At 69.9% G+C, this 24,636-nt stretch carries 27 protein-coding genes; 16 read left to right on the plus strand and 11 right to left on the minus strand.

Features of this window, described 5'->3' with window-relative positions; genetic code table 11:
• The first annotated feature begins 4 nt into the window (after positions 1–4).
• Complete coding sequence (locus KVF89_RS06615) at positions 5–3,364, plus strand: Ig-like domain-containing protein (protein WP_257424431.1); 3,360 nt, start codon at positions 5–7, stop codon at positions 3,362–3,364.
• Positions 3,365–3,444: 80 nt separating this feature from the next.
• Here KVF89_RS06615 and KVF89_RS06620 read toward each other — a convergent pair whose 3' ends face one another.
• Positions 3,445–4,065 carry a hypothetical protein gene (locus KVF89_RS06620; RefSeq protein WP_257424432.1) on the minus strand — a complete coding sequence of 207 codons (621 nt, stop codon included), beginning with the start codon at positions 4,063–4,065 and terminating at the stop codon, positions 3,445–3,447.
• Positions 4,066–4,195: 130 nt separating this feature from the next.
• Between KVF89_RS06620 and KVF89_RS06625 the strand changes: the two genes are divergently transcribed.
• Both KVF89_RS06625 and KVF89_RS06630 read left to right on the plus strand, forming a co-directional pair.
• On the plus strand, positions 4,196–4,630 hold the full coding sequence (locus KVF89_RS06625) for a hypothetical protein (RefSeq protein WP_257424433.1): 435 nt from the start codon (positions 4,196–4,198) through the stop codon (positions 4,628–4,630).
• Positions 4,630–5,838, plus strand: coding sequence for a hypothetical protein (locus tag KVF89_RS06630; protein ID WP_257424434.1), 1,209 nt, complete (start codon positions 4,630–4,632; stop codon positions 5,836–5,838). Before KVF89_RS06625 ends, KVF89_RS06630 begins: the two co-directional genes overlap by 1 nt.
• Positions 5,839–5,861: 23 nt before the next feature.
• On the opposite strand, the gene KVF89_RS06635 is transcribed toward KVF89_RS06630, so the two are convergent.
• The 9 genes from KVF89_RS06635 to KVF89_RS06675 form a co-directional block, all read right to left on the minus strand.
• Positions 5,862–6,302, minus strand: a complete 441-nt coding sequence (locus KVF89_RS06635) for a pilus assembly protein TadG-related protein (RefSeq protein WP_257424435.1) — start codon at positions 6,300–6,302, stop codon at positions 5,862–5,864.
• On the minus strand, positions 6,299–6,742 hold the full coding sequence (locus KVF89_RS06640; RefSeq protein ID WP_257424436.1) for a hypothetical protein: 444 nt from the start codon (positions 6,740–6,742) through the stop codon (positions 6,299–6,301). Before KVF89_RS06640 ends, KVF89_RS06635 begins: the two co-directional genes overlap by 4 nt.
• A complete protein-coding gene (locus KVF89_RS06645; RefSeq protein ID WP_257424437.1) occupies positions 6,739–7,119 on the minus strand; it encodes a TadE/TadG family type IV pilus assembly protein in 381 nt (126 codons plus the stop codon). Before KVF89_RS06645 ends, KVF89_RS06640 begins: the two co-directional genes overlap by 4 nt.
• The gene (locus KVF89_RS06650; protein ID WP_257424438.1) at positions 7,116–7,277 is read right to left on the minus strand and encodes a hypothetical protein; all 162 of its coding nucleotides are present in this window, start codon (positions 7,275–7,277) and stop codon (positions 7,116–7,118) included. The genes KVF89_RS06645 and KVF89_RS06650 overlap by 4 nt, the downstream gene beginning before the upstream one ends.
• A 30-nt stretch (positions 7,278–7,307) precedes the next feature.
• Positions 7,308–8,237 (minus strand): type II secretion system F family protein, encoded by a 930-nt coding sequence (locus KVF89_RS06655; RefSeq protein WP_257424439.1) that lies wholly within the window; start codon positions 8,235–8,237, stop codon positions 7,308–7,310.
• Positions 8,231–9,154, minus strand: a complete 924-nt coding sequence (locus KVF89_RS06660) for a type II secretion system F family protein (protein WP_257424440.1) — start codon at positions 9,152–9,154, stop codon at positions 8,231–8,233. Before KVF89_RS06660 ends, KVF89_RS06655 begins: the two co-directional genes overlap by 7 nt.
• 3 nt (positions 9,155–9,157) lie before the next feature.
• Positions 9,158–9,931: a TadA family conjugal transfer-associated ATPase gene (locus tag KVF89_RS06665; protein WP_257424441.1), complete on the minus strand. Its 774-nt coding sequence runs from the start codon at positions 9,929–9,931 to the stop codon at positions 9,158–9,160.
• A gap of 188 nt (positions 9,932–10,119) precedes the next feature.
• Positions 10,120–11,169, minus strand: coding sequence for a helix-turn-helix domain-containing protein (locus KVF89_RS06670; protein ID WP_257424442.1), 1,050 nt, complete (start codon positions 11,167–11,169; stop codon positions 10,120–10,122).
• Complete coding sequence (locus KVF89_RS06675) at positions 11,166–11,780, minus strand: hypothetical protein (RefSeq protein WP_257424443.1); 615 nt, start codon at positions 11,778–11,780, stop codon at positions 11,166–11,168. Before KVF89_RS06675 ends, KVF89_RS06670 begins: the two co-directional genes overlap by 4 nt.
• Positions 11,781–12,557: 777 nt before the next feature.
• On the opposite strand from KVF89_RS06675, the gene KVF89_RS06680 reads away from it, so the two are divergent.
• The 7 genes from KVF89_RS06680 (at position 12,558) to KVF89_RS06710 (ending at position 18,356) form a co-directional block, all read left to right on the plus strand.
• Positions 12,558–13,175 (plus strand): hypothetical protein, encoded by a 618-nt coding sequence (locus KVF89_RS06680; protein WP_257424444.1) that lies wholly within the window; start codon positions 12,558–12,560, stop codon positions 13,173–13,175.
• A complete protein-coding gene (locus KVF89_RS06685) occupies positions 13,175–13,975 on the plus strand; it encodes a hypothetical protein (protein WP_257424445.1) in 801 nt (266 codons plus the stop codon). The genes KVF89_RS06680 and KVF89_RS06685 overlap by 1 nt, the downstream gene beginning before the upstream one ends.
• A gap of 392 nt (positions 13,976–14,367) precedes the next feature.
• A complete protein-coding gene (locus tag KVF89_RS06690) occupies positions 14,368–15,789 on the plus strand; it encodes an SIR2 family protein (RefSeq protein ID WP_257424446.1) in 1,422 nt (473 codons plus the stop codon).
• A 51-nt stretch (positions 15,790–15,840) separates the two neighbouring features.
• Positions 15,841–16,617, plus strand: coding sequence for a DNA-processing protein DprA (locus KVF89_RS06695; RefSeq protein ID WP_257424447.1), 777 nt, complete (start codon positions 15,841–15,843; stop codon positions 16,615–16,617).
• Positions 16,618–16,832: 215 nt separating this feature from the next.
• A complete protein-coding gene (locus KVF89_RS06700) occupies positions 16,833–17,363 on the plus strand; it encodes a hypothetical protein (protein WP_257424448.1) in 531 nt (176 codons plus the stop codon).
• A 578-nt stretch (positions 17,364–17,941) separates the two neighbouring features.
• Complete coding sequence (locus KVF89_RS06705) at positions 17,942–18,169, plus strand: hypothetical protein (RefSeq protein ID WP_257424449.1); 228 nt, start codon at positions 17,942–17,944, stop codon at positions 18,167–18,169.
• 10 nt (positions 18,170–18,179) lie between these two features.
• Positions 18,180–18,356: a hypothetical protein gene (locus KVF89_RS06710; RefSeq protein ID WP_257424450.1), complete on the plus strand. Its 177-nt coding sequence runs from the start codon at positions 18,180–18,182 to the stop codon at positions 18,354–18,356.
• A 31-nt stretch (positions 18,357–18,387) separates the two neighbouring features.
• Here the strand turns inward: KVF89_RS06710 and KVF89_RS06715 are convergent, their stop codons facing one another.
• Positions 18,388–19,242, minus strand: coding sequence for a hypothetical protein (locus KVF89_RS06715; RefSeq protein WP_257424451.1), 855 nt, complete (start codon positions 19,240–19,242; stop codon positions 18,388–18,390).
• Between the two features lie 232 nt (positions 19,243–19,474).
• Between KVF89_RS06715 and KVF89_RS06720 the strand changes: the two genes are divergently transcribed.
• The 6 genes from KVF89_RS06720 to KVF89_RS06745 all read left to right on the plus strand — a co-directional run bounded on the left by KVF89_RS06720 (position 19,475) and on the right by KVF89_RS06745 (position 24,600).
• Positions 19,475–19,840, plus strand: a complete 366-nt coding sequence (locus KVF89_RS06720) for a hypothetical protein (protein WP_257424452.1) — start codon at positions 19,475–19,477, stop codon at positions 19,838–19,840.
• Positions 19,830–21,353: a hypothetical protein gene (locus KVF89_RS06725; RefSeq protein WP_257424453.1), complete on the plus strand. Its 1,524-nt coding sequence runs from the start codon at positions 19,830–19,832 to the stop codon at positions 21,351–21,353. The genes KVF89_RS06720 and KVF89_RS06725 overlap by 11 nt, the downstream gene beginning before the upstream one ends.
• Positions 21,350–22,273 (plus strand): hypothetical protein, encoded by a 924-nt coding sequence (locus KVF89_RS06730; RefSeq protein WP_257424454.1) that lies wholly within the window; start codon positions 21,350–21,352, stop codon positions 22,271–22,273. Before KVF89_RS06725 ends, KVF89_RS06730 begins: the two co-directional genes overlap by 4 nt.
• 156 nt (positions 22,274–22,429) lie before the next feature.
• Positions 22,430–22,972: a hypothetical protein gene (locus KVF89_RS06735; RefSeq protein WP_257424455.1), complete on the plus strand. Its 543-nt coding sequence runs from the start codon at positions 22,430–22,432 to the stop codon at positions 22,970–22,972.
• Positions 22,973–23,146: 174 nt separating this feature from the next.
• Positions 23,147–23,779 carry a hypothetical protein gene (locus tag KVF89_RS06740; protein WP_257424456.1) on the plus strand — a complete coding sequence of 211 codons (633 nt, stop codon included), beginning with the start codon at positions 23,147–23,149 and terminating at the stop codon, positions 23,777–23,779.
• Positions 23,779–24,600, plus strand: a complete 822-nt coding sequence (locus KVF89_RS06745) for a hypothetical protein (protein WP_257424457.1) — start codon at positions 23,779–23,781, stop codon at positions 24,598–24,600. Before KVF89_RS06740 ends, KVF89_RS06745 begins: the two co-directional genes overlap by 1 nt.
• Positions 24,601–24,636: the final 36 nt, after the last annotated feature.

The following is a 24,636-nucleotide window of genomic DNA, read 5'->3' on the forward strand; positions in this document are numbered from 1 at the left end:
GCGCATGATCGCGGCCCTCGCGGCCACCACTCTGGGACTGGGGATCCCGGTCGTCCTGGCCTCCTCGGCCGCGGCCGACATCACGGCTCCGGCCAACGGGGCCGTGCTGCGGGGCAACGCGACGCTCTCGTCCAGCGGCGTCGGTGACGGCACGCTGTGCGCGAACGCCACGAAGCCCAACGTGACACTCCAGCTGATCAACAGCGGCGGAGGCGTCGTCTTCTCACAGAAGCAGGAGGGGACCGGCGCGAAGTCCGTCACGATCGACACCCACAGCTACCCCAACGGGGCCTACACCGTGCGCTCGATCGAGCAGAAGCGGTCCGGCTTCGCCTACTGCACCAACTCCACGAGCACCTTCAACCGGTCGGTGACGATCGACAACATCACCCAGCTCGCCTACTCGGGCGCCACCGAGGCGCCGCAGAACACGTCGGCGACCGTCAGGGCCACGCTGACCGACCCGCACCTGTCCTCGTCCGTCCTGCCCAACCGGACGGTGACCTTCTCGCTGTCGAACGGCACGTCGGTCAACGCCGTCACCGACGGCAGCGGCGTCGCCACGGCGTCCCTGCCCATCTCCGGCGGGCCACGGACCGCCACGGTGAGCGCCTCCTTCGCGCCGACGGCCTACTACCAGGGGTCGTCGGCCTCGACGCCGTTCGTGGTGCAGAAGAACCCGACGACGACCACGCTGGTGCAGCCGGCACCGGTCGTCCACGGCCAGGCGGTGTCCTTCACCGCGCAGGTCACCCCGACCAGCGGCACGAGCGCGCCGACCGGCACCGTCCAGTTCACCGTCGACGGCGACGACTTCGGTGCTCCGGTGGCCGTGTCCGCCGGTACGGCGACCTCCGGGTCGACCGCCACCCTCAGCACGGGCGCGCACACCATCGGGGCGCGCTACAGCGGCGACCAGAACCTGGTGGACAGCGCGGCGGCGACGAAGCAGCTGAGCGTCGGCAAGGCACCCACCAGCACCCAGCTGACCAGCACCGGCTCCCCCACCGTCAGCGGCGAGGCCGTGACGTTCACCGCCACGGTCGGCGTCGTGTCCCCCGGCGTCGGCGACCCGGCGGGCGGCGTCCAGTTCAACGTCGACGGCGACCCGTACGGCACCGCCGTGCCGCTGAACGGCGACACCGCGGAGCTCACCATCGCCAACCTGCCGGCGGGCAACCACACCGTGCAGGCGACCTACAACGGCAACGCCGACTTCGCCGGCAGCTCCTCCGGAGAGGTCACCCACGGCGTCAACCGTGCCGACACGACGGTCGCGCTGAGCACCTCCAACCCCGACGCCGTCGCGGGCGAGGCGCTCACCTTCACCGCGGACGTCGACGTGGTCGGCCCCGGCGCCGGTGACCCGAGCGGCTCCGTGCGATTCTTCGCCGACGGTGAGGCGATCGGCGCGCCCGTCCCGCTCAGCGGCGGCACCGCCGTGTCGGCACCCGTGCGGCTGAACGCCGGCGACCACGTGATCACCGTCGACTACGAGGGCGACGACCGGTTCGCCGGCGCCACCGACGCGCTCGACCAGGAGGTCGCCGCCGCGGCGACCACGACCGCCGTGGACGTCTCCCCCAGCCCGTCGGTCGTCGGCCAGCCGGTCACCGTCCGCGCGACGGTCACCCCGGTCGCACCGGCCACCGGCGACCCGGAGGGCGCCGTCCAGTTCGAGATCGACGGTCAGCCCGGCGCCTTCGTGGACCTCATCGACGGTGTCGCCGAGCTCTCCACGAGCACGCTGACCCGCGGCGGCCACCAGATCCGGGCACGCTACTTCAGCGCCGACCCGAACTTCGTCACCAGCACGTCGACCACCGTGGGACACACGGTCAACAAGGCGGCGACGAAGACCACCGTCACCAGCACCGCGCCGGTCGCCGTCTTCGGACAGCCGGTCACCTTCACCGCCACCGTCGCCGTGCTGGCGCCGGGTGCCGGGTCGGCCTCGGGCACCGTCACCTTCACCGACGGCGACACCGTGCTCGGCGCGGCTCCGGTCGGCTCCGCCACCGGAGGGGTCGCCTCGATCACGGTCGACTCGCTCACCGTCGGCCAGCACGCCGTCGTCGCCACCTACGACGGCGACGACAGCTTCTCGGCCAGCCTCGGCTCGGTCGCCCAGAAGGTGCAGCGGGCGCAGACCTCGACCCTCGTCGCCTCGACGGCCAACCCGTCCCAGCCCGGCGCCGCGGTCCGCTTCACCGCCACGGTCAGCCCGGTGGCACCGGGCGCCGGCAACCCCGGCGGCACGGTCCAGTTCAAGGTCAACGGAGCCGCCCTCGGCGCCCCGGTGCCGATCGCCGGCGGCACGGCGACCAGCCCTGACTTCGCCAACCTGGCCCCCGGCACCTACCGGATCTCGGCGGTCTACAGCGGCGAGCCGCGGTTCGTGGGCAGCACCGGCCTGCTCGACCAGGGCAACGGCCAGACCGTCGGCAAGGCCGGCACCTCGACCGAGCTCGCCTCCGACGACGCCGAGGCCGACCAGGGGCAGGCGGTGACCTTCACGGCCACGGTCCGCGCGGTCGCCCCCGCCACCGGCCGGCCCACCGGCGTCGTGCAGTTCTGGTCGGGCAGCACCCTGCTCGGCGCGACCAGCCTGGCACCGGCCTCCGCGGCCAACACCAGCACGGCGTCCTACACGACGACCACGCTGACGGCCGGCACCCACGAGGTCCGGGCGACCTACGGCGGCAGCGTGACCTTCGAGGGCTCGACGGAGACCACCTCCCAGGTCGTCGGCGTCGGCGTGACGGTGACCGGGATCGCGTCCAGCGCCAACCCCTCGTCGTACGGCGACCGGGTGACGCTGACCGCGACCGTGGCCGACACGACGCCCACCTCCGGGAAGCCCACCGGGACGGTGACCTTCCGGTCCGGCGGCGACGTGCTCGGCACGGCGACGCTGGCGACGGTCGACGGCAGCCAGCGGGCGACGCTCGACGTCGACGGGCTGGCCACCGGGAGCCACACTCTGACGGCGTCGTACTCGGGGAGCGGCTCACGGGCCGCCAGCACCTCCCCGGAGCTGACCCAGGTGGTCGACCGGGCCGTGGCCCGGCTCGACGACCTGCGCACGGCGCTCGTCCTCGGCTACGTGCGGGACGTCTACGCCACCCTGAACGACCCGCAGGGTCGGCCGCTCGCCGGCCGGCCGCTGGTCTTCCGCACCGCAGCGTCGCTCCCGGGCGGTGACGGTCAGCGGCTGATCTGCGAGACGGTCACGAACCAGGACGGCGTCGGTCACTGCTCCGTCGACTCGCGGTGGCGGTCGATGGTGACCTCGAGCGGGTTCGACGTGTTCTTCGCCGGCGACGAGAGCTATCTGCCGACGTCCGATCACGGCGGCCGCTAGCGGGCGGCGACCGACCACAGGACCCCGCAACGACGAGGGGCGTGCCCGTTCGGGCACGCCCCTCGTCGTGTCGGTGCGGGTCAGCCCTGGCCGGCGATCTCGACGCTCGCGAGCATCTGCTCGATCAGCTGGTCACCGTCCGGCACCGTGGCCGGCACGACGAACTCGACGGAGAAGAAGCGGCCGCCGGTCACACCGCCGACGATATAGCGGTGCCCCTCGCCGGTGCGCGCCTCGAGCACGAAGCAGGTCGTCCCGTCGACGACCCGGTCGGCGACGCGGGTCGGTGGCAGCGGCGTACCCGCCAGCGAGCGCTCGTAGGAGACCGCCTTGTCCTCCGTGTCCAGCCCGGGCCCGGCGAGGATGTCGGTCACGGTGGCGTTGACGATGCCCGCCCCCTCGACGTAGAGGCCCCCGGTGACGGTCGTCCCGAACCGGCTGACCTTCCAGTCCGGCGACGCGGTCAGCCGCATGCTCACGGACTCGACACTGATCTCCGTTCCGGTCGCGGGCGCCACGGACGGCGTCGGAGCCGGTGAACCGGTGTCCGTCGGCGTCGTGGCGGTCGTGCCGGTCGTGGAGGCCGTCGTGGGGTCGGCCCCGGGGCCGGACCGGTCGTCGTCGGAGCAGCCGGCCAGCGCGAGCACCAGGAGCCCGGCCAGCATCGGACGCAGGGCCGGACGCACCACCCGAGAGATCATCGGACCATCCTCTCCAGACCCCGGCGGACGGCACCGAGAGTAGCAACCGGCAACATGGTCGTTTGCCCGGGCGACCCGATGGGTAGCCCCCTCCTGTCGCCTGTCCCTCGGGAACCTCAAAGGAACGCGCATGACCATCGGACCGCTCCCCCTACCGCCGATCTTCCCGCCGCTGTTCAACCCGGCGTTCCTGGTCGGGCTGAAGGACCTCGAGCTGCTGATCATCGAGGCGCAGGTCGCCTCGGTCTACAAGACGCTCGACGAGCAGATCGAGGCCATCAAGGGCCTGAAGTTCACCGGCGACGGTGCGATCCCCGCCGGCTCCTTCGGCCAGGGCATCGAGTCGACCCGGCTGGCCAACGAGCACACCCGCGCGCACGGCGTGATCGTCGACTCCCTCGTGGAGATGCGCGAGGACCTCGGTGTCTTCCAGTCCGCGATCCTGGCGGCCAAGGGCGTCATCACCGAGGCGGACGAGCAGGCCGAGGCGGACCTGCGACTGGCCCTGAACCGCACCGTGGGCCTCGATCTCGGGACCGACAGCGACGAGGATGGTGAGCTCTGATGGCCGGCGTGCACCTGCAGGACCTGCTCCGCCGCACGACGGGGATGTCCAGTGACGACGTGACGACCGCCCAGGCCTCGTGGGCCGCCACCACCATCGCGCTCGGGACGATCCACGAAGCGCTCGACACCGCCAGCACCGCGATCCCGGCCGGCATCGGTGGCCCCGAGACCCGCGACGCGGCCAAGACCGCGTTCACCCAGGCGGCCGCCAAGATCGGCAAGCGACGCGACCAGATGAGCGCGGTGTCGACCGCGCTCAGTGCCGCCGCGACCGCCATGGCCGAGGCGGAGAAGGCCGCGCTGGGAGCACCGGACGCTCCGCCGGCCACCGCTCCGACCGCCCCCGAGCTGACGGGCGACGTCGATGCCGACGCCGACGCCATCGCGAAGTACGCCGACAAGGTCACGACCTACAACGACAAGGTCACGACCTACGGCGACGCCGACGAGAAGGCACGCGAGAAGATCAAGGCCCTGCTCACCCGCTACGACGAGGCCGTCACCGCCCTGGAGAAGATCGAGGGACAGCCGAAGCAGCCCGGGGACAACGGCGGCAAGGGGCCCGGTGGGCCTGGCCTCCCCCACGTCCCGCTGATCCCGGGCCCCAACGGCACCATGCCGGGGCACTGGGTCGGTTCCGGCGACCTGCCCGGTCCGAACGGGACCTACCCCGGGCTGCCACACCCGAACGGCCCCGGCGTCGGCGGCGTGCATCCCGCCGGCAGCCCCCCGATCGTGCACACGCTCAACCCGGATCTCCCGCCGCTCGAGCAGGGTCCCGAGGGCGGCACCGGCGGCGGCCCCGACCTCGGCCAGATGGGGCCGGCCGTGCTGGGAGGCGGCCTCGCGGCCGGCGCCTTCGGCGCGCCCGGGCTGATCCGCGGCATCAAGGGCCTCGTCGGCGGCCGTGGCCTCAGCGGCAACAGCGTCGGCTCCATCGGCTCCAGCGCACGGACCGGTGCCCCCGGCTCGCTGGGCCGGGGCGGCGTCGGCGGCCCGGGTGCCGCCGGCAGTCCGGTCAGCCGGGCCGGCGGTCGGGGCACCGGTGGGGGCCGGGGCGGTGCCGGCGGCCGGGGCGGTGCCGCGGGCGGCGCCGGGGGCCGGGGCCGCCGGCGCGACCAGCGCGAGGGTGAGGACCGGGACCTCTTCGACGACGGGCAGGACTGGGTGGACGACGAGGGCGCCGCGCCCGGGGTCCTCGACTGATCACTGGCCGATCACCCGCCACGTCAGCCGGTCTCAGGGTCGACGACCGCGGAGCCGACCGCCCGCACCACCGGCTCCTCGGGTGTTCCGGGCAGGCGCAGCGGCAGGTCGACGGGAGCGGTGAGCTCGACGACCAGCCGGTCGCCGTCCACGCGCACCGTCGCACGGATCCCGGGGTGGTCGAGCGCCGCCCGGGTGTCGCGGAGGTAGGCGCGGACGGCCGCCTCGGCCTCCGCCCGCGAGATGGCGAGGTCGCCGGCCGCCAGTCCGCCGTCGTACGCGTCGGCGCCCTGTGCCCCGACGTCGGCCCCCTGGAGCGCCGCGCCGTCGGCGAGGGCGTCGAGCCGCTGCCGGGCGAGGTAGGCGGCGCTGGCGTCGACGACGACGGCCACGAGGAGCAGGACGATCGCGGTGAAGGCGATGACGAGCGGCGCGGAGCTGCCGCGGTCGGTGCGACCCCTCATCGAGCCCCGCCGGTCTCCTGGTAGCGACCGATCGGGACCGTTGCCCGCGCGTCGAGCGCGAAGCTCGGCCGCCCGAGACCGAACAGGTCGGGCAGCAGCGGCAGCGCGACGGACGACCCGACCCGCACGGTGATGACCGAGGTGCCCGCATGGCAGCTCCTCGGGTACGGCGAGCAGGTGATCCCGACGTCGATCGGGACGTCGACCAGGCCCTGGTCGGCCAGCGCCTGCCGCGCGACCGCCCGGGCCCGCTGCTCGCCGACCACGTCGTTGGGGGCGAGCGCGTAGGCGCGGGCCGCGGCCCGCGCGGCGCCGCTGACGCCGAACGAGCCGCGCTGCACCTCGAACACCGACAGCACGATCCACAGCAGGGGCAGCAGGAGCAGGAGTCCGAGCCACACCACCTCGACCAGACCGCTCCCCCGCTGGTCGCGCCTCATCGCGGGTCCTCCTCGACGGCCCGTCCTGCGACAGTCAGCCCGACCGCGGGCCCGCCGAGGCCGAGGGCGGGCACCTCGGCGCGGACCACGATCTCGACGCCGGGGGCACCGTCGACCAGTACCCTCCGCACCTCCACGTCCTGCGCATAGCGACCCGCCAGCGCGTCGGCGATCTGCGACCGGGTCCGGGCCACACCGTCGCCCGGACCGCGATCCGCGGTCGCCGCCAACCGGGCGCCCTCGGACGCGGCGGCCGCGAGGGTCGCGCGCACGTGCAGGACGAGCGCGACCTGGATCAGGCCGAGCACGAGCGGCACCAGCAGCAGGGTGACCAGGGTGAAGTCGACCAGCGCCGAGCCGCGCTCGTCGCGGCTCACCGCACGGAGTCGAGGGCCGACTGCAGGATGCCGACGAGCTGGGGCTGCGCGATCCCCCACAGGGCCACGCCGATCGAGATGGTCATCAACGTGATCAGCACCCAGCCGGGCACGTCGCCGCGTTGGTCGTGGCGTCTGGTTCGAGGTGGTCGATGCACGGTGGTTCCTTCCCGAGATTCCGTGGCGGGTCAGTAGCTGAGCGAGAGGCCGATCAGGCCGGGCCAGAAGGCGAAGAGCACCGTGGTCGGAAGCACCAGGAACACGACCGGCACCATCATCGCGATCTCCTTGCGGGCGGCCTGCTCGATGAGCTCGCGGCGCCCCGCCTCGCGGACGTCGGCCGCCTGGGCGTGCAGCACGTCGGCCAACGGCGTGCCACGCTCGATAGCCACGGCGACGCCGTGGGCGAAGCGGGCCACGACGGACAGCCCGGTGGTCGCGGCGAGGCCGTCGAAGGCGACGGCGACCGGCTGCCCGGTGCGGATCCGGGCGAGCAGGTCACCGAGCTCGCGGGACAGCTCGCCGCCGCTGCGCCGCACGACCCGGTCCAGCGCTCCCACGGGCGACTCCCCCGCCGCGACGCTCAACGCGAGCAGCTCCGCGACGGCCGGGAACTCCGCGAGCATCGCGGCCTCCCGCCGACGCACCTGCGCGCTGAGCCGGTTGTCGCGCAGCAGCACGCCGCAGGCGAAGGCGCCGACGCACGCCAGCAGCAGCGGGAGCGGGTTACCGGGCCGGGTCCAGGTGCGCAGCACCCCGTAGGCAGCGGCGAGCGCGAAGCCGACCAGGCCCCACTGCACCTGCTGCACGCGGAACTCGTGGAGCGTGAGCGGGCTGCCCGCGCGCACCAGCCGGCGGCGTACCGACGTGGCGCCGCCCACCACCCGCTCCACCCCGTCGGCGGCGCGGCGCAGGATCGGGCCGAACACCACGACGGCCGTCGCCCGGGAACCGGCCGGAGCCGGCGTACGGCGGGCGGGCACGAGGTCGCGGACGTACGGCAGCACCCGGTCCTCGAGCCGCGGCCGGCGGATCGCCACCACCCGCGTCACGACCAGGCCGAGGCCGAGGGCGGCGGTGAGGCCGAGGAGGGCGCCCGCGGCCGCCGCGCTCACCATCCGGGGTCCCTGCGGCGTTGTTCGGTGGAGGAGCGCAGCGGGGGAACCGGAGAACGGCGTGGGGTGGTGTGCAGGATCCTTCGCTCGGCGGGGAGCCGGCCGAGCCGCATCATCAGCCGGTAGGCGACCGCACAGGTCCCGGCGCCGACCGCCAGCACGACCGCGCCAGCCGCGGACTGATAGCGCTCGATGACCGTCGGCTGGGACGACATCACGAGCAGCACGACCCAGGGTGCCGCGACGGCGACCCGGGCACCATTGACCGCCCAGGACTGGCGCGCCTCGAGCTCGGCGCGGGTACGCAGGTCGTCGCGCAGGTAGCCCGACAGGTTGCGGAGCAGCCGGCCGAGCTCGCCCCCGCCGACCTCGCGCGCGATCCGCAGCCCCTCGACGACGCGGTCGCCCACGGGATCGGCGAGCCGCTCCTTGAGCCGGTCGAGGCACTCGCCGAACCGGCCCGAGACCTGGTAGTCGAGGGCGAAGGAGTCGAAGGCCGGTCGCAAGGCGTCGGGGCCACGGACGGCGAGCGCGGCCACCGCGTCGGGGAGCGACATCCCCGCCCGCACCGCCGAGGCGAGGTCGTCGACGGCCTCCGGCCAGACCTGCGCGAACTCGCGGCGGCGGCGTCGTACCCGACCCGCGACGACCGCCCACGGCAGGTAGCCCGCCCCGATCGCGAGCACCGTCGCGATCGGCACGGTCCGGGTGATGCCGAGGACGACCACGAAGCCGGTCAGGCCCGCGCCGACGGAGAGGAGGGCCAGCGAGCGTGGCGCGACGGCACGCAGGCCGGCCTCCGCGAGGAGCCGCTGCGCCCGGCCGGTCGCGGGAGCCGGCCGGTCCTCGCGCGGCCACCGGAAGGCCGCCCACACGAGCAGGCTGCCGAGCCCGAACCCCAGCCCGACCAGCGCACCCATCGCTCAGCCCGCCTCGTTCAGCAAGCCGACGACGTCGATGCCGAGGCGCTCGAACCGCTCGAGCCGCGGCGGCAGCCCGATCCCCCGCCGCAGTGCCCCGTCGCGCCACTCGAACACCGGCTCCGTCTCGATCACGTCACCCTCCATCCGGCCCGGCACCGCGACGATCTCGGTCACCCGGCGCGCACCGTGGGGATCGAGGGCCAGCTGGACGACGAGGTCGACCGACGCCGCGACGGTGGGGACCACGAAGCGCGCCGAGATGTTCTCGCCCGCCAGGAGTGGCAGCGTGCAGACCTTCGTCAGTGCCTCCCGGGCGCTGTTGGCGTGCAGCGTGCACATCCCCGGCAGCCCGGCGTTCAGGGCGAGGATCAGGTCGAGGCACTCCTCGGCCCGTACCTCCCCGACGATCAGCCGCGACGGCCGCATCCGCAGCGACTCCTTGACCAGGTCCCGCAGCCGGATCTCGCCGGTGCCCTCGAGGCCCGGCTGACGGGTCTGCAGGGCGACCCAGTCGGGATGCGGGAAGCGCACCTCGAAGACCTCCTCCGCAGAGACCACCCGCTCCCCGCCGGGGATCGCGGCGGCCAGGCAGTTGAGCAGGGTCGTCTTCCCGACGTGGGTCCCTCCGGTCACCAAGATGTTGAGCCCGGCGCGCACCGACGCGTCCAGGAAGCGCGCCGCCGGCGACGTCAGCGTGCCGAGCTCGACCAGCTCCGAGAGACGCGACGCGCGCACCACGAACTTGCGGATGTTGACCGCAGTAAAGAAAACCACTGCCGCCTGTGGGACGCTCCGCGCACTCGCTTCAGAGCGATGATCGGCAGGCTCAGGTCATCATGTCACCAACGCGCGCAGCAGACCCGGGCGTCCAGCTGAGAGCTAACCCGTTGCGTAGTGAGGCGGGACGACCGCCAACCGATCCCGGTGCGCCCGACAGATAGTGCGCCGTCACCCGGTGCGCCTCAGCCCGTCACAGCGCGGAGTGGTCGATCGCGTGGTGGCATGAGGCGGTTGTGGTCCGGGGAGCGGTAGCCGGCGACATGCGCAAGTTCGCCGTCGTCGAGGCCCCGTCCGTGGAGGTGTGCGCTGATGTGGTCGAGGAGTTCGGGCTTCTCGGGGGCGATCTCGTCGCTGGCGGGTTCGCGAACTCGCCAACCTCGGGCGGAGAGCTGCTTGAAGAGGCTGGTCCGTCGTGAGTCGGGAAGGACACCCAACTGGTGGGCGCGCTGGATGAGTGCCGCGACCGAGACGCCCCACTGACGTTTCAGGTCCAGGGCCTTGCCGAGGGTGAGGTTGGACAGCTCGGGCCTGATCAGGAGTCCGGGCATGAGGAACTCGGCGGCGAACGCGTCGGCCTCGCGTTCCACGTCGTCGGTAGCGTCCTCACGATGCAGCACCAGGTGCCCGATCTCGTGCGCAAGGGTCCACCGGATCCTGTCGGTAGGGATGGCCGAGTTGACGACGATGACGGGGTGGTCTGCGGTCCACTGCGAGAGCCCGTCCACGCGCTGGTTTCCAAGGTCGGTCATGAGCACGACACTGCCTGCAGCTTCGATCCACCGGACGAGAGATCGAACCGGTCCGGCGGGCATCTGCCATTGGGTGCGCGTCATTCGGGCGGCGTCGGCAGGGTCGACGGCAAACGGGTCGAATCCCGGCATAGCGAAACTGGCTGCGAGCGCTACCTCCTCACGGAGGAAGTCGGAGTGCATGCGCAGCATGTTCAGTTGCGCCTCCATTTGCCGCCACACGGTCGGCTTGGCGGTGGCGCGGCGCCGCATATGTGCGTCGACCGCAAGCGCGGCGGCAGGGCGGCTGGCGCGCTCCAGGAACCGGACGGTAACGCCAAGAGCGTCGGCGATCCGCTCGACCGTGTCCGCGTCGGGCTCACGCAAGTCGTTCTCGTACCTGGACATCGCGGCTTGCGTGACACCGACGGTGTTCGCCATGTCCTCCTGGGTCATTCCGGCAGCGACGCGGCCGGTGATGATGACCTCGCCGATGCTGCTCATTGGGTCCCGGAATCCTTCTCGATCTCGACTGTCTCGACGATCGTCGGGAGCGACGGGAGGTTCGGGTCCACGCCCTGCGGCTGGAAGTGCACGAGTCCGTCGGCGCCGGCCGCCGATTCAGCGAGTTCGACAACCCACAGCACATTGCTCTTGCCATCGCGCGCGGACAGAACCGCGGTACCGATCTCACGGGTCTCCGAGTCCCAGCGGTAGCCGCCAATGAGGCGGACCTCCTGGATCAACTGGGGCGGGTCTTGGAGAGCGAACGCGAGAAACGCATCGGTTGGATACGAAGACACCATGTCGTCATTGGCGTGCTTCTTAAGCCGGAACCGGAAGGTGTGCCCGACGAAGATGTCGCGAGTCGGCTCGCGGTCAAGGACGCTGGTGCCCTCGACGTTGGACTCGAATTGGACGCGCGCATGTGCGAAGAACTGGTCGTGGACCCAGTTCAGAATGCCCCGCTGGCTGTGCCGCGCGGCCATCGCGGGCAACGTGGAGCGGTAGGTCCCAAGATCGGCCCGCGTGTCACGGACGGCGGCTCCGATGGCGTCCAGCGGCGACTGACCGAGTGCCTCAACTACCGACTGTGCATTTCGTGGGTCAACCATACCGGAAAACATACCATGCCAGCGGCCCGTTCCTTGAGTCAGTCGCGGGTGTTGGCCAGTCGCTGCCATCTCAGTCACTCCGCAAGCGGTCCGTACACACTGGGCGAGCGCAGAGCCTGGCCCGAGCGGTCGGCACAACCGCCTCCTGGGGCCGTGTACGTGTACGTGTCGCCTAGACTTCACGCCCGTGAGCCGTCGCCGACGCGGCCAGCGCGAAAAGATCGGCAAGAAGCTGGCTGAACGTGCTGGCGAGATCGGACCGATCTACGTCGTCCCGACCTCCTGAGCAAACGACCCATCACATCGCTTCTCCTTCGATTACCTCGCCTCACGATTCCTACTCGGGACAGGGTCTGATCAGCTTGGCCGGTAGCGCCGTCAACAGTTTCCTGTTCGCGTCCTGGTGGAGCAACCCGCCGACCCGTGCGCTGGCCGAGGCGCGAGCACTCCCAACACCGGAGGCGAGGCGGGACGTCTCACACGTCAACCCCTCAACATCGAGGAAGACTCGAAACGGGTGCCGCGACGTCCTCGACATGGAGGCGATCCTCGCGCTGGTCGAGCACAGTCCGACGCTTGGACTGCCGTCGGTGCGGGGCGGTCTGGTCTAGCGGCACCCCGAATCGATCGCGAGGAGCAAGCCTCGGCATCTGGGCAACTGCTAGATACGCGACCACAGCCTCCGTGGCCGCGGCTCGTTGCCCGCGAGCGCCTGAATCGGAACCTTGTGGCATTGGCCGGCCTCGCTGTCGGAGGCCGCCGTTATCGTCCGATGTCATGAGTCAAAAGCAGCACTGGAGGTTCGCGCTCCGCATCGTCGATGGGCCCAACGCCGGACTAGGCGCCGGCTCATGGCGACTCTGGGTCCATAGGGACGAGGTCTACATCTCCGCCGCAAACCAGATCAACACCATCAAGGTGTCGTTGCACGACAGTGACAAGTGGCGCGTCGCCTACACGGCCGAGCACATGGCTCAGGAGCAGCCACTTTGGAGCCGGAAGGCCGATCGGGCGCCGTGGAAGTTCGATGCGCCGCCGTTCGTCGATGGTGTTCAAGAGGCGTTCGTCGTCGCCGCTGTCCGCGCTGCCCTCACCCCGAACGATGTAGACGAGCGCGAGACCGTGGTCGCGATTGAGGACCGCTGGGATCGTGTCAGTGGCGTACGGATCATCATCAGTGAACCCAACATCGCGGTCGCTGCCCGAGAGCTGGTCTTCCCTGCTCCGCTGACGCTGAAGAACGGACGTCTCGTCTGGCTCAGCTCGTTCCAAGAGCCAGTGGATGCAATCGAGCCCGAGCCGGTGCCGGCCGGAAGCCTGGTGCGCGTACTCACCCCGAAGACGAACGGCGTCAGTTGTCCTGGCTATCTCCTCGTGGGGGTCAACCTCGCATGATGGACCTCCCCTACTCCGCTGCTACAGAGCCGGACGATCGAGCTGCAGATCGAGCACATCTCGATGCTGCCCGACAGTGCGTGCTGCTGTGGCACCAGTCACCAAAGGCGATGGAGGCGCCAGCGGCACTCAATGTGAAGTTCCGCGTGTCCTACCCGATGCTCGCACACGCTCTCAATCATGTGCACCAAGCTCTCGCAGCGATGGAGCGGTTCCCTCTCGTCGCCACGACGTCGGCACGTATCGCTCTGGAACATGCCCTGACAGCTCAGTGGATCCTCCTGACTCACGGCGGCGAGCTTGTGGTTGCGAACCACATGAAGCACTCCTGGATGACGAGGTCCCGACTCTTCGCCGAGGCCACCGGAACCCAAGACGAACTGCGACCAATCCTCGATCTCGATCCCATTCCCGGCAACGAACGGAGCTTTTCGGCTCAGGTCCTCTGCCACCGATTCGATGAGAGCGGCCTGTTCTACGACCTCTACCGCGAGCTCTCGCAAGGTGTTCACCCGTCGTACGGCACGATCTCCGCGCACTTCGAGATCGTTGGCGAGGTCGATGATAATCAGCGAGCCCTCACGTCGACCTCGCGAAACGGTGCGGCACAGCGCGTCGATGCCACGGCAACCGGTCTTGGACTCGCTGCCGTTCTCGCAATTGATGCATTCGAGCGTTTCCGCGACGGCTCTCCTCGTCTCCCTGAGGTCGAAGCTATTGCGACCGCAGCAGGTCTGCCGCATGACCTCCGTTTCAGTGACCAGCTTCCCGATCTGCAGAAACCGAGCGGCAGCGCCTGAACAAGCACTGAAACATCGACCGAAGCAGCGTGACCTCAGCGGCAACAAGCGCGCCGAGCGCAGCCACTCACCTGCGGCAAGATTTCTTGGCGGAGTTGATCGCTCCGGCCCATCCCGTTCCCCTAGGTGGATAGGGGTCACCCTGCGCGTGCATACGGATGTTGACTGCAGTGAAGAAGACCCCTGCAGCCCTGACCTGGCCGAACGTGCTGCACCGAACAACGGGCGCGATCGTGACAGGTGCGCGGTGCGGCGCTGGCCGCAGATCATGCTGCCACTACATCCTGCAACGGGCACTCGAGTCCTTGAAGTGCCTGGGGTACGACGCTTGGGCGCTTGCGCGACAGGGGCGCAGCGGCAATGAGCGCCCCTCATACCGCTAGCGTGGGGGCATGACGCCGGACGAATTGGTGCGGGCGTTCGGCACCGCCATCGACGCGCGGCAAGCGAGTCTGCTGGTCGGCGCTGGCTTGTCGCGCGGGGCAGGTTTCCCGCTCTGGGAGGACCTCGTTGACGGCGCTGCGGTGCAGGTCGGGGTCCCAAGGCTGGACGACTTCCCGTTGTGGGCGCAATACGTCGAAGATGCCCCCGGCGGAGCCGCGATCTTGATAGATGAGGTCGTGAGGCGGATCGCATCCGTCGAGCCAGTGCCGATGCAAAATCACCGCCTGATGGTGAAACTGCCGATCAGCGACTTCTGGACCACGAACTACGACGCGATGATTGAGACCGTCGACTCAGCCCTGGACGTCGTCGAGCACGACGAGGCACTGGTGTTGCGGCGCGCGGGCGACCGGCGGCTTTACAAGATGCACGGGTCGATTCCCTACGGAGTGACCACACCGGTCGGGGGCAGGGACCAACTGGTCATCACCCGGAACGACTACGAGCGCTACGCCGAGGCAACACACCCGCGGCTGTGGCGCCTGCTTCAGGCGCAGTTTCTAACTTCAAGTTTCCTGTTCGTGGGCTTCTCCTTCGACGACCCGAACTTCGGGGAGATCTTCAAGATGATTCGCCGCGCGATCACCGACGGCCCGTTGATGCCGCACTACGCCTTGATGAAGCGCCCCGATGACGATGACGGACACTTTGCGGCCAGGACACGCGACCTCGAACAGGCAGGTATCAATGTCGTTGAAATTCCCGACTACAACGAGATCACCTCGCTGCTAGGGCGACTGGTTGCTCGAACCCTCCCGATGCGGTTGCTCGTCTCCGGATCAGCCCGCTCGCCCAACCAACCGACATGGACCACCGGGACCTATCCGACCGTGGCGACACCCGACGACCTCAACGAGCTCGCCACCGCTATGGGCGCAGCACTGGCCGCCGCGGACGTACCGGGCCTCCTGGCCGCCGGCGACGTCGGGGCACGCGTCGGCTACTCCTACCTCCAAGCCCTTGACGCCTACGACCCGGCCCGTTTCGTGCTGCTGCGGCGTCGGGACGACGAGCGCGACCTCACCCCACCGAGCAGACGTCTCGGTGAGATTCGCCTCGCAGAGACCGAACCGTCCCAACTGCGTGACCGCGCCTTCGACTCGGTGCGGTGCGTCCTCCTCCTCGGTGGCGGGCGCGGCACCCTGGACGAGGTCAGGCGAGCCCGTGCCGCAGGGATGAGCGTGGTCCCTCTCGCTGTTTCCGGCGGTGCCGCCGAACAGGTCTGGACCGAAATGCGCTCCGACCTGCCGAACCACGCCATCGGCCAGCAACCGGTGCCGGTCGACCTGTTCGACCAACTCGCCGCTGACCGCACAACTGCGATCCCCGCGGCGGTCCGGCTGGTCGCGCTAGGTCTGTTTTTGCAGTAGGGCCCTTCCTAGGCACTGATTCTGTCGGACCCACTGTCTACGATCGTAGGCATGATCAGTGAACGGGTTAGTCCTGGGAATGCGACGCTCGCGGCCAAAGTCACGGCTGCCTCGCGGGCCGCGGACCGGTGGGCCCAACCGCCTAGCCAGGTGGGTCGACCTCTCTCCGGCGCCGAACTACTCTCGATCACCGATCCCCTTTTCCCACGGATGCTGCGGTCGATCGAGGACCCCCCGCCGCACCTATACGTCCGCGGCTCGCTCGGCCACCCGTGCGATGAGTCTTCCCTGGCCATCGTCGGCAGCCGAGACGCGACCGCAGAAGGCATCCGAGTCGCCGAGGCCGTGGCCGGGCACGTGGCGTCACTCGGGCACACCATCGTGTCCGGTCTCGCAGCCGGAATCGACGCAGCCGCGCACCGCGGAGCGCTGGCAACAAACTGCCGGACAATCGCGGTCATCGGGACCGGCGTGGACCGCATCTACCCCGCCGCCAACGCCGCGCTTCGGGACCGCATCGCCGAACGCGGTGCCGTGATCTCGCAGTTCGAACTCGGCCAGCCGCCGAGCAAGACCACCTTCCCTGCGCGCAACGTGCTGATCGCGGGGCTCACCCGCGCCAGCCTGCTCGTCGAACTGACCGAGCGAAGCGGCACACGAATCGAGGCAACTATCGCTCAGGAGCAGGGCAAGCCCGTGCTGCTCTGGGAGCCCCTACTCGGTCACCTACCGTGGGCCCGCAGCTACGCTGCCGAGTCGCTGGTGCACTTCGTCGACAGCGCCGCATCCGTCGTTCAAGCACTCGAAGCCACCGTAGCGGCAACGTGACCCCGGGCTTGATCACCAGCTCAGAGATGCTCGTACCGGAGCTGGTACCGATGGCACAGGACGCCCCGGACGTGTGCCCGCTCTGTCGGTCTGGGCGGACCCGGCCGGACCAGCCCTGTTTCAGTTGCGAACGCACCTCGGCTCAGGTCTCGCACCCGTGCGAACTGGTCATCCCGATTAGTTACTACACCACACCGTCGGTCCTGCGTGACCGGATGCACGACTACAAGGAACACCCCGACCCCGCGGTACGCGCGGAACAGTCTCACTACGTCGCCGCGATCCTGGCCCGCTACATGGTCGAGCACCACCACGCGCTTGTCGCCCGGTTCGGGGCCTGGGACGACGCTGTAGCAGTTCCTTCTACTCATCACGCCAACCAACCTGCCCTCCAGACGGCAATCGAGGCCAACTTCCCCGATGCGCTCGGTCCCTTCACCAGGCCACTCGAGCTTGGCCCGGGCGCGATGACGTTCAACAAGGCCAGCCCCACCGGCTTCATTCCGATTGCCGGCTCGGCCATCTCGGGCCGCAAGGTGCTGCTTATCGACGACACCTACACCACCGGAGCCCGCCTACAGTCCGCTCACCACGGGCTGGTAGCGGCCGGCTCCACCGTAGTTGCGGCAATCGTGGTCACCCGCAAGATCAACCCAGACCCGCGGTACGGATCAGACCGTCTCTGGGAGCGACAGACCGCCGAACCCTTTGACTTCTCCTCCCCACCGTGGTGGGTACGGCCGTGATGATCGCTACGACCGACGTCGTCCTCAAGCGGAGGTCGACCCGCTCATGGTCTGCGGGAACTGGCCTTCTCATGGTCTAAAGACCTGCGTTGAGGAGTGCCTTAGCGATTGCGACGCCGACCTGCACCCTGTCCTCGGCGTCGAGGTTGTCCGGCCCGGTCCGCTTCACCGGGATGAAGTTGGCGGCGTCGATCACGAATTGAGTGAGTACTGTTCGAGCCACCAAGTGAGCCCACCGACGCCCGCGGCGTGCCTGCCCTGCGTCGTGGCGGTCGACCAGTGCCCCACCCACGCCGGCCGGCGATGTCGTGCCTGCGGTGGCCAGCTGCACCGCGTCGTCGTCGACGAGGGCTTCGAACCCATCCGTGCTGCGACCGCCCCGGTGAGCATGGATCCCTGACGGTCGTCGAGGACACCGCCCAGCTGCTGGGAGCCACGCTGCTGGCACAGCCGACCTGACCTGCCCGGGGCGCCAACCGGATCAGCCGAAGTGATCGCTCCCACCGCTGGTCCGCACTTAGGAGACCAAGGAGGACTGGCGCAGCCGGTGCCGGTCCACGGGATCCATGGGAGTTCAGATGAGTGACGCCGCTCGCAAGGAAGCCGCGCTCGAGGAAGAGGCCCGTCAGCACGCCGAGGAGATCAGGGCCACCGAGGAGGCCACCCAGGCCGCGGCCGCCGACACCGGCCCCTCCCCCGACGCCGAGATCGCGCAGGTCCACCGGTCCGGTCGCCAGCACGACCACACCGACACGGCCGCGCACCGGCGGCCCCAGCTCGGCCGCCGCCGCGGCCCGCGCCGCTAGGAGGTTCGCGATGGCTACCGCACTCGCATCAGCGGACGCCAGCCGCATCGCCGGCCGCACCACGGTCCGCTGGGTCGACTGCTCCCACAAGCTGGGGTCGCTGCCCTGCATGAACCACAAGCCGCACGAGGGCAACGGCCGCGGCTGCGTGCACCACTCCACGTCCGGCTTCCAGGAAGACGAGTAGCCCGCGGACCTGCAACGCCCAAAGAGTGTCCTCAGCCGTGCACCAGGTGCAGCCGCGGCCGCTGAGGCTGCTCGACGGCCGTCTCCAGGCGCTGCAGCCGCTCGAGCGTCATCGGATGCCCATGACGCCGGAACAGACCAGCCAGCACGGAGCCCAGGCCGAGGGAGACCACCAGCTGGTCGGCCGCGGCCTCCGACCAGGCCTCAATCCGCCGGCTGGCCGCCGGCACCAGGTAGGTCAGGGCGATCACCGCGCCGCCCAGGATCCCCGGAGCTGCCCGGCCCTCAGCGACCGACTGCACGATGCAGATCACCCCAACGACACCCCGCAGCGTCCACGCCAGCCGCATGAACGGAAGCCAGGCGAAGGCCCGGCCAACGCCACGGAACGTCGCGACTAGCAGCCGCCACGGCGTCGTCGCGGCGAGCACAGCGAGCTCCAGCCGTGGCCGGATCAGTCGCCGCCGGCCGACGGCATGAGCCATCGCGGCGGCCGCTTCCGCAGCGGTCACTCCCCCGCGGTATGTGGCATCGACCAGTCCGGGGGTGATCACGACGGCGCGATCCGCGATCGCCAGCGACACCGGGGTGCTCGGACCCTGGCGCCGGCGCACGAACAGGGCGTCGACGCCGACGCTGCGGCCACCCAGCTCGGCGAGCACGGGCGCCATCACCTGGAGCTCAGCTGCGGTCGCGGGACGCGATCGGGTCAGCATTGCGATCGCGGGCACCTCGAACTGGCCGATCGCCAGCGCAACGAGCAGGCCGGCTGCAACCAGGAACGCCACCAGGCCAAGGGCCGGCGGGAGCAGGGCGCACACCACCACGGTGAGGACGAAGCTCACCAGCAGCGCCGGCGCCAGCGTCATCACCCTCAGCACGGTCATCGGGAACCTCATCATCACGTCCCTCCTCCATCTGTCAGCACTAGTGCGAATCTCTTGACTTTGCTTGCGGTGATCGTCCGGCGACCGCCGTACGACATAGGCGAACGAGACCAGTTTGCGCCCAGCCGCCGACACGCCCCCGAGTTATCCACAGCCCGCCGGTCACCGGAGCGGGGACAGACCCGGACGTGGGTTCATGAGCCAGACCGACCTCCGACCGAAAGGAACACCCGTGGACACCCTCAACGCTGACGGCACCTGGGACCGCCTCGGCTCGATCGCCCTCCTGCTGCACCAGGCCGCCACCCAGGTGTGGAGCGACGCCGACCGGTCCGCCGCCGACTCGCCGCTGCACGACCTCGGCCTCGGCGTCTATCTCGCGCACTCCCAGGCCAGCGCTCTGCTGCCCGACGACTACGAGCTGCCCAACGTCGACGACGACGCGGAGCTCGAAGAGCGCACGCCGCTGCAGCTGCTCACCGAGGCCGAGGAGCTGACCCGTCCCCTGCCGCTGCACCGGCCCGACCTGGTGCACGGTTCCCAACTGGTCGTCGACCTGTGCGACCTCATCCGGGAAGCCCGCGGCCTTGGCTACTGACCTGCGGCTGGCGTACGCCGACATCGACGAGGAGCTCTTCGACGTCGACCAGATCCCGATGACCTCGCGTGACGTGCGCAGCGTCGGCGAGATGCTCTTCGACGTCGACTACCTGGCGCGCCAGCTGCTGATGGACGTCGACGGAGACGCGGCCGGCACGCTGCTGCGCAGCTGGCCAACGATGGTCGCGGCCGCCGAGGACCTGTGGGCATCCCTGCCCGGTCGACGACCTGCCGTCGACGAGCGTGACCGGCCCATCACCAGCCTCTCCGCCCAGGCCGCCACCATCGAGGCCAGCCTCTCCGGCCGCACGGCGTGGCCAGGGCAAGGCCCGACCAGCCCCCGCATCGACCAGATGACCCAGACATTCGTCAACGCCGCCTCGCTGGTCCGCCGCTACGGCGCCGAGATCCGCCACGAGCAGCCCGACGCTCACCGCGACCTCGAGGCAGCACGCACCCGGATCATGCACGGGCTCTACCTCACTGCCCACGCCGTGAACGTCGCGCTCCACGAGCACAGCCGCGACCGCGTCAACGACGCCCGCAGCGCCGGCCGACGGATCCACTTGGCACAGCGCCACTCCCCCTACGCGATCGCCCCCACCGGTGTCTGGATCGACCGGATCTCCGCCTGCGAGAACACCGCCCGCAGCTACCTGACCGACCGGTTCGCCCAAGCCCTCGCCGGCGAAGCGATGCGCCCCGTCGACGACCCCGGCCGGCTGGCGCAAGCACTGGCCAACTGGGACATCCAGACCCACCGCGCGCTGGCCCGCGACCTCGAACCGTCCAACATCCTGCTGATCTCCCGCACCCAGGGGCTGATCGCCGGCGCGAGCATGGTCCTCGTCGACGCGGCCGCGACCGCCGGCGTGCTCGAGCGTTCCGATCGCCTGGTCCCGGCCATCGCCGACGCAGGGCGGTCCTGGAGCAACCTGGCCAGCCGCTGGGGCGACCTCGCTCCCCCAGGAGCCCGCCTCGAGGAGCCGCTGGCCCTCGCGGCCGCGGAGGTCCGCGCCGCGTACCGCCAGGTCACCCACGACAAGACCACCCTGGCCAGCGCCGAGGTCATCGCCCGCCGCCCAGGGCTGCCCCAAGCCGTGCCCGCAACGCTGCGTGCGATTGAGGCCGGGTCTGAGCTCGCGGTGGTCGTCGCCGAGAAGGCCGACGCACCCGACCTCATCGGGCCGGCCCGAGCCCTGTCGCGCCGGGCGCACAACGATGTTGAGGCCGGCATGGCCACCCCGCCGGCCGAGGGCGACGTCGTCTGGGTCTCCCCCACCAACATCTTCGCCAAGCGCCTCGTGCCACTCCCCCCGCCTGTCGCGGAAACCCTGCGCGCGGCCAGCGACGCCACGATCGACGCCACCAGCTCGGCCTCAGCGGTGGCCACACTGCATCAGCGCGAGGACATGGCGGCAACTCCTGACGGGGACCCTGGGTTGCGCGGCAAGACCGTGCCCGAGGTCGGACGCCCACCAATCGCGACGTCCACCGGGCCGCAGCGGTGACCCGCACAACGCCTGTCATATGCGGCCGGAGAGAACGCTGCCACCGAGCATGCAGAGGCCCACATTGGCGTCAGAAGCTGCCGACGAAGGAAAAGCAACCCGCCAGGCGGGAACACCAATCTCATCTTAAACACAGGAGCCGGCCGCACCGCCGCAACTACTCTCAGGAACATGGGCGAATCAAGGGGCACTACGAGTGGGATGACGACGACCTCACCCCAGGCCATAAGAAGGAAGGTGGCCTCCACCAGAACCTCTTCTACGGCGATGGCAACCTCAAAGGAAGCGCCCGCTTCATCCCTGACGACGAAACCGAGTCCGACGAGCTCGTCATCACAGAGACCGTCTACGTTCCGATCGAACAGCGTCGGAAGTCTCGCGAGCAGGAGGAACTCGAGGAGGCAATCGCCGGGATCGTCTCCCACCTGATCGATCGGGGAATAGCGCGAGCGAAGCCCATCCTCGCGCAGTGGTGCCGGGAGACAGGCCAGCCGGCCTTCGACGCCCAACGAGCCAAGATCGTTGCGCGGCGCGCACGCGGGAAGGCGCGCAAGACCGGCGTGATCGACGTAGCCAACGTTGAGCCAGGGCAGGAAGTCATCGAGGCGCCGGCGGAGGACCGACCGGACATGTCGCAAGCAGAGGCGCAGGCTAGCTACTTAGCTGCCCTTGCAGCCCGTGCCTACAGCGATGAGCAGATGAGACTGGTGGCGAGCGCCAACATCGTCGACAGAGAAGGCGACGGCATTGCCGAGCTCGAACGGTCGCTGGCGGAACTCCCGCCAGCTCAAGTAAGAAGCTTGCTCGAGGCCATGGCGACCGATCCGACCATGCTCCGCGAGGACACACTGGCGGAGTTGGCAAGCATCCTCGGGCGACGAGACCCCTCGCCCGCCGAGAACGTCCGACGGCTTCATTAAAGGCAGCGCGCAGAACCTCCGGAATCGGTCTCTAGTGTCGGGCGCCTGTGCTTCCCTTGCAGCACCGCCAAAACGGGCGCGCCTGAACAGAGAAGGACCGGCAGGATGGGCTACGCCTATCGCTTGCAACCCGCCCACCGACGGAAGCTTCGTCGGATGCGGGAGCTCGTGGACGCTGCGGACGGATCACTCACGCCTGATGAACTTGCCGCCGCCGAGGAGTACCTCTCCCTCCATGCTTCCTGCGAGGCGTATCTGCAGGCCCAGATGACCCAGACGGCTCCGCCCGAGCGACCTCGCTGCGCACAGGGCTACGGCAAGCGGGGCAGGGTCACCGCACCTGTCCAGACGAAGGTTTGCCCGGTCTGCAAGAAGCAGAAGTCGGTGCTCTCCTTCGACGACGAGCTGGGCAAGTGCATCAAGTGCAAGTACAAGAAGACCAGCAGAGGCACCGGCAAGGGGAAGAGCGGCGGCGAGACGAAGAAGCCCGCGCCCACTCGAACCCGGAAGTGCCCAGTGTGCTTGCAGAGCGTGACCGTCACGCTGAAGGTAGGCGACTGGACAGTGGAAGCCCACACCAAGCAGACGCGCGCGGGCGTGACCGAGTGCAGCGGCGGCGGGCAGGTCACCTACCACGAACGGCGGGACGCCATGGATCGCCTCGTTCCCGGCAGCTTTGAGGGAGGCAAGAGGCGGTAGTCGTCCCAGACCTCTCGGACGGCGCCAACCGGTCCCTCATCGCCGCTTCGCCGACGGAGAGACCGGTGGCCCAGCAAACCCATTCGTGCGTTAGTCAACGCACAGGTAGGGTGGACCTACCGATGCCCAGGGACCACCGAGGTTCAGGGCCGGCCCCTACCGAAGGGACAACACATGCCGCTGCCGACGTTCGCTCCACCCGCGACACCCACGCCCAAGTCCGACACCCTCACCCGCACCCAGGCCGCCGCCCGGCTCGAGCTCAACCCAGCCGGCGTCGACAAGCTCGTCCGGGCTGGGATCCTGAGCACGCCGATCACAGCCACGGCGGTCGAGCACCTGACAGGCCGTGACCGGCTCCAGGTGACGTCGGGCGCCCTCACCGTGCTGCGCACCGATGCACGGGAAGAGGCCGACCGCACGAAGTACCCCGCCGACCCCCGCCGGTGGATGGGCTTCCACGTCGAGCACAGCGACGACGAGCTCGAGGCCGCCAGCCTCCGGTGGTGGCGCTCCGACCCCGCCAAGGTCGTCGACAACGAGCTGTTCGTCGTGACCGTGGCGACCTTCCCGGTCGCGGCCTACCGGATCCTCGAGCGAGCCGACAGCATCACCAGGGCCGACGAGGACGTCCCGCGGCACCACTACGCAGGGCAGCTGCTCGCACGCGTTCACCCAGGTATGTCGGTGACCTACCCCCAGAACACGCCGGGCCACCTGCGCCGGATGGCCAAGCAGATTATGGACAGCTGCATCGCCGTCTCCAGCGGCGGTCCGATCGGTTACCTCGAGCCGAAGACGACCTAGTGAGCACCACGACAGCCCACAAGGCAACACCAGACCCTGGCTCAGGTCCCTGCCTGCTGTGCGGTGCGCTCGCCGATCCGACACTCGAGCACATCATCCCGCAGACCCTGTGGAAGCGGTTCGGCATCGACCCCAACCGCGAGGACCTCGCTCAGTTCTGGACGACCCTCTGCGACGCGCACAACCAGGCGACGAGCGCCCTGCACATGCGGCCCGACATGATGAGCCTGATCGAGACGGGCGAGCCCGTGACCCGCAAGACGCTGGACCACCTCGGCGACTGGGCGGTCTGGGTCACGCTGCTGTTCGCCCTCGAGCGTGGTTCCGGGGTGCTCGCCGCCGAGACCAGTAGGGAACTGCTCCTGCGACGCTTCAGCACAGGCCACGGCGGCACGCCCAAGGGCGTTCGGGTATACGCCGCGCGGGTCGCCGACTACGTCGAGCCCGCTGATCCGCCCAGGGTCCCCTACGCCCTCGCGCTCCACGGGGACTCCCGGGTCTACCTCGACGCTCTCCGTCGACCGAGCGGTTTCAGCATCCAGACCGGGCCGATCAACGCCTCCGAGTCCATCGGCATCGGCAAGGTCGTGCTGCTGGTCGTCGGCCGCACCTACCCGTCGGGACCGGATCACGACGACCGCTTGGACCAGGCCGCTGCTCAGGTCGGGTTGGAGCGCATCCGCCCGCTCGGCGCCGCACTCCCGGCCCTGAACCCGGCCCAGATCAGCATGGCCGACGTGAGCAAGGTCTTCACCGTGATCCCGTTCGGCGCCGACATGTCCTTGATGCCCGAGCAGATCCGGGCCCTGCCTTCTCTGTAGCGCCGCCCAAGCACCATGGCCCGGGCTGCCTCGTTC

Source organism: Nocardioides carbamazepini (genome assembly GCF_024614185.1).
Classification (GTDB): domain Bacteria; phylum Actinomycetota; class Actinomycetes; order Propionibacteriales; family Nocardioidaceae; genus Nocardioides; species Nocardioides carbamazepini.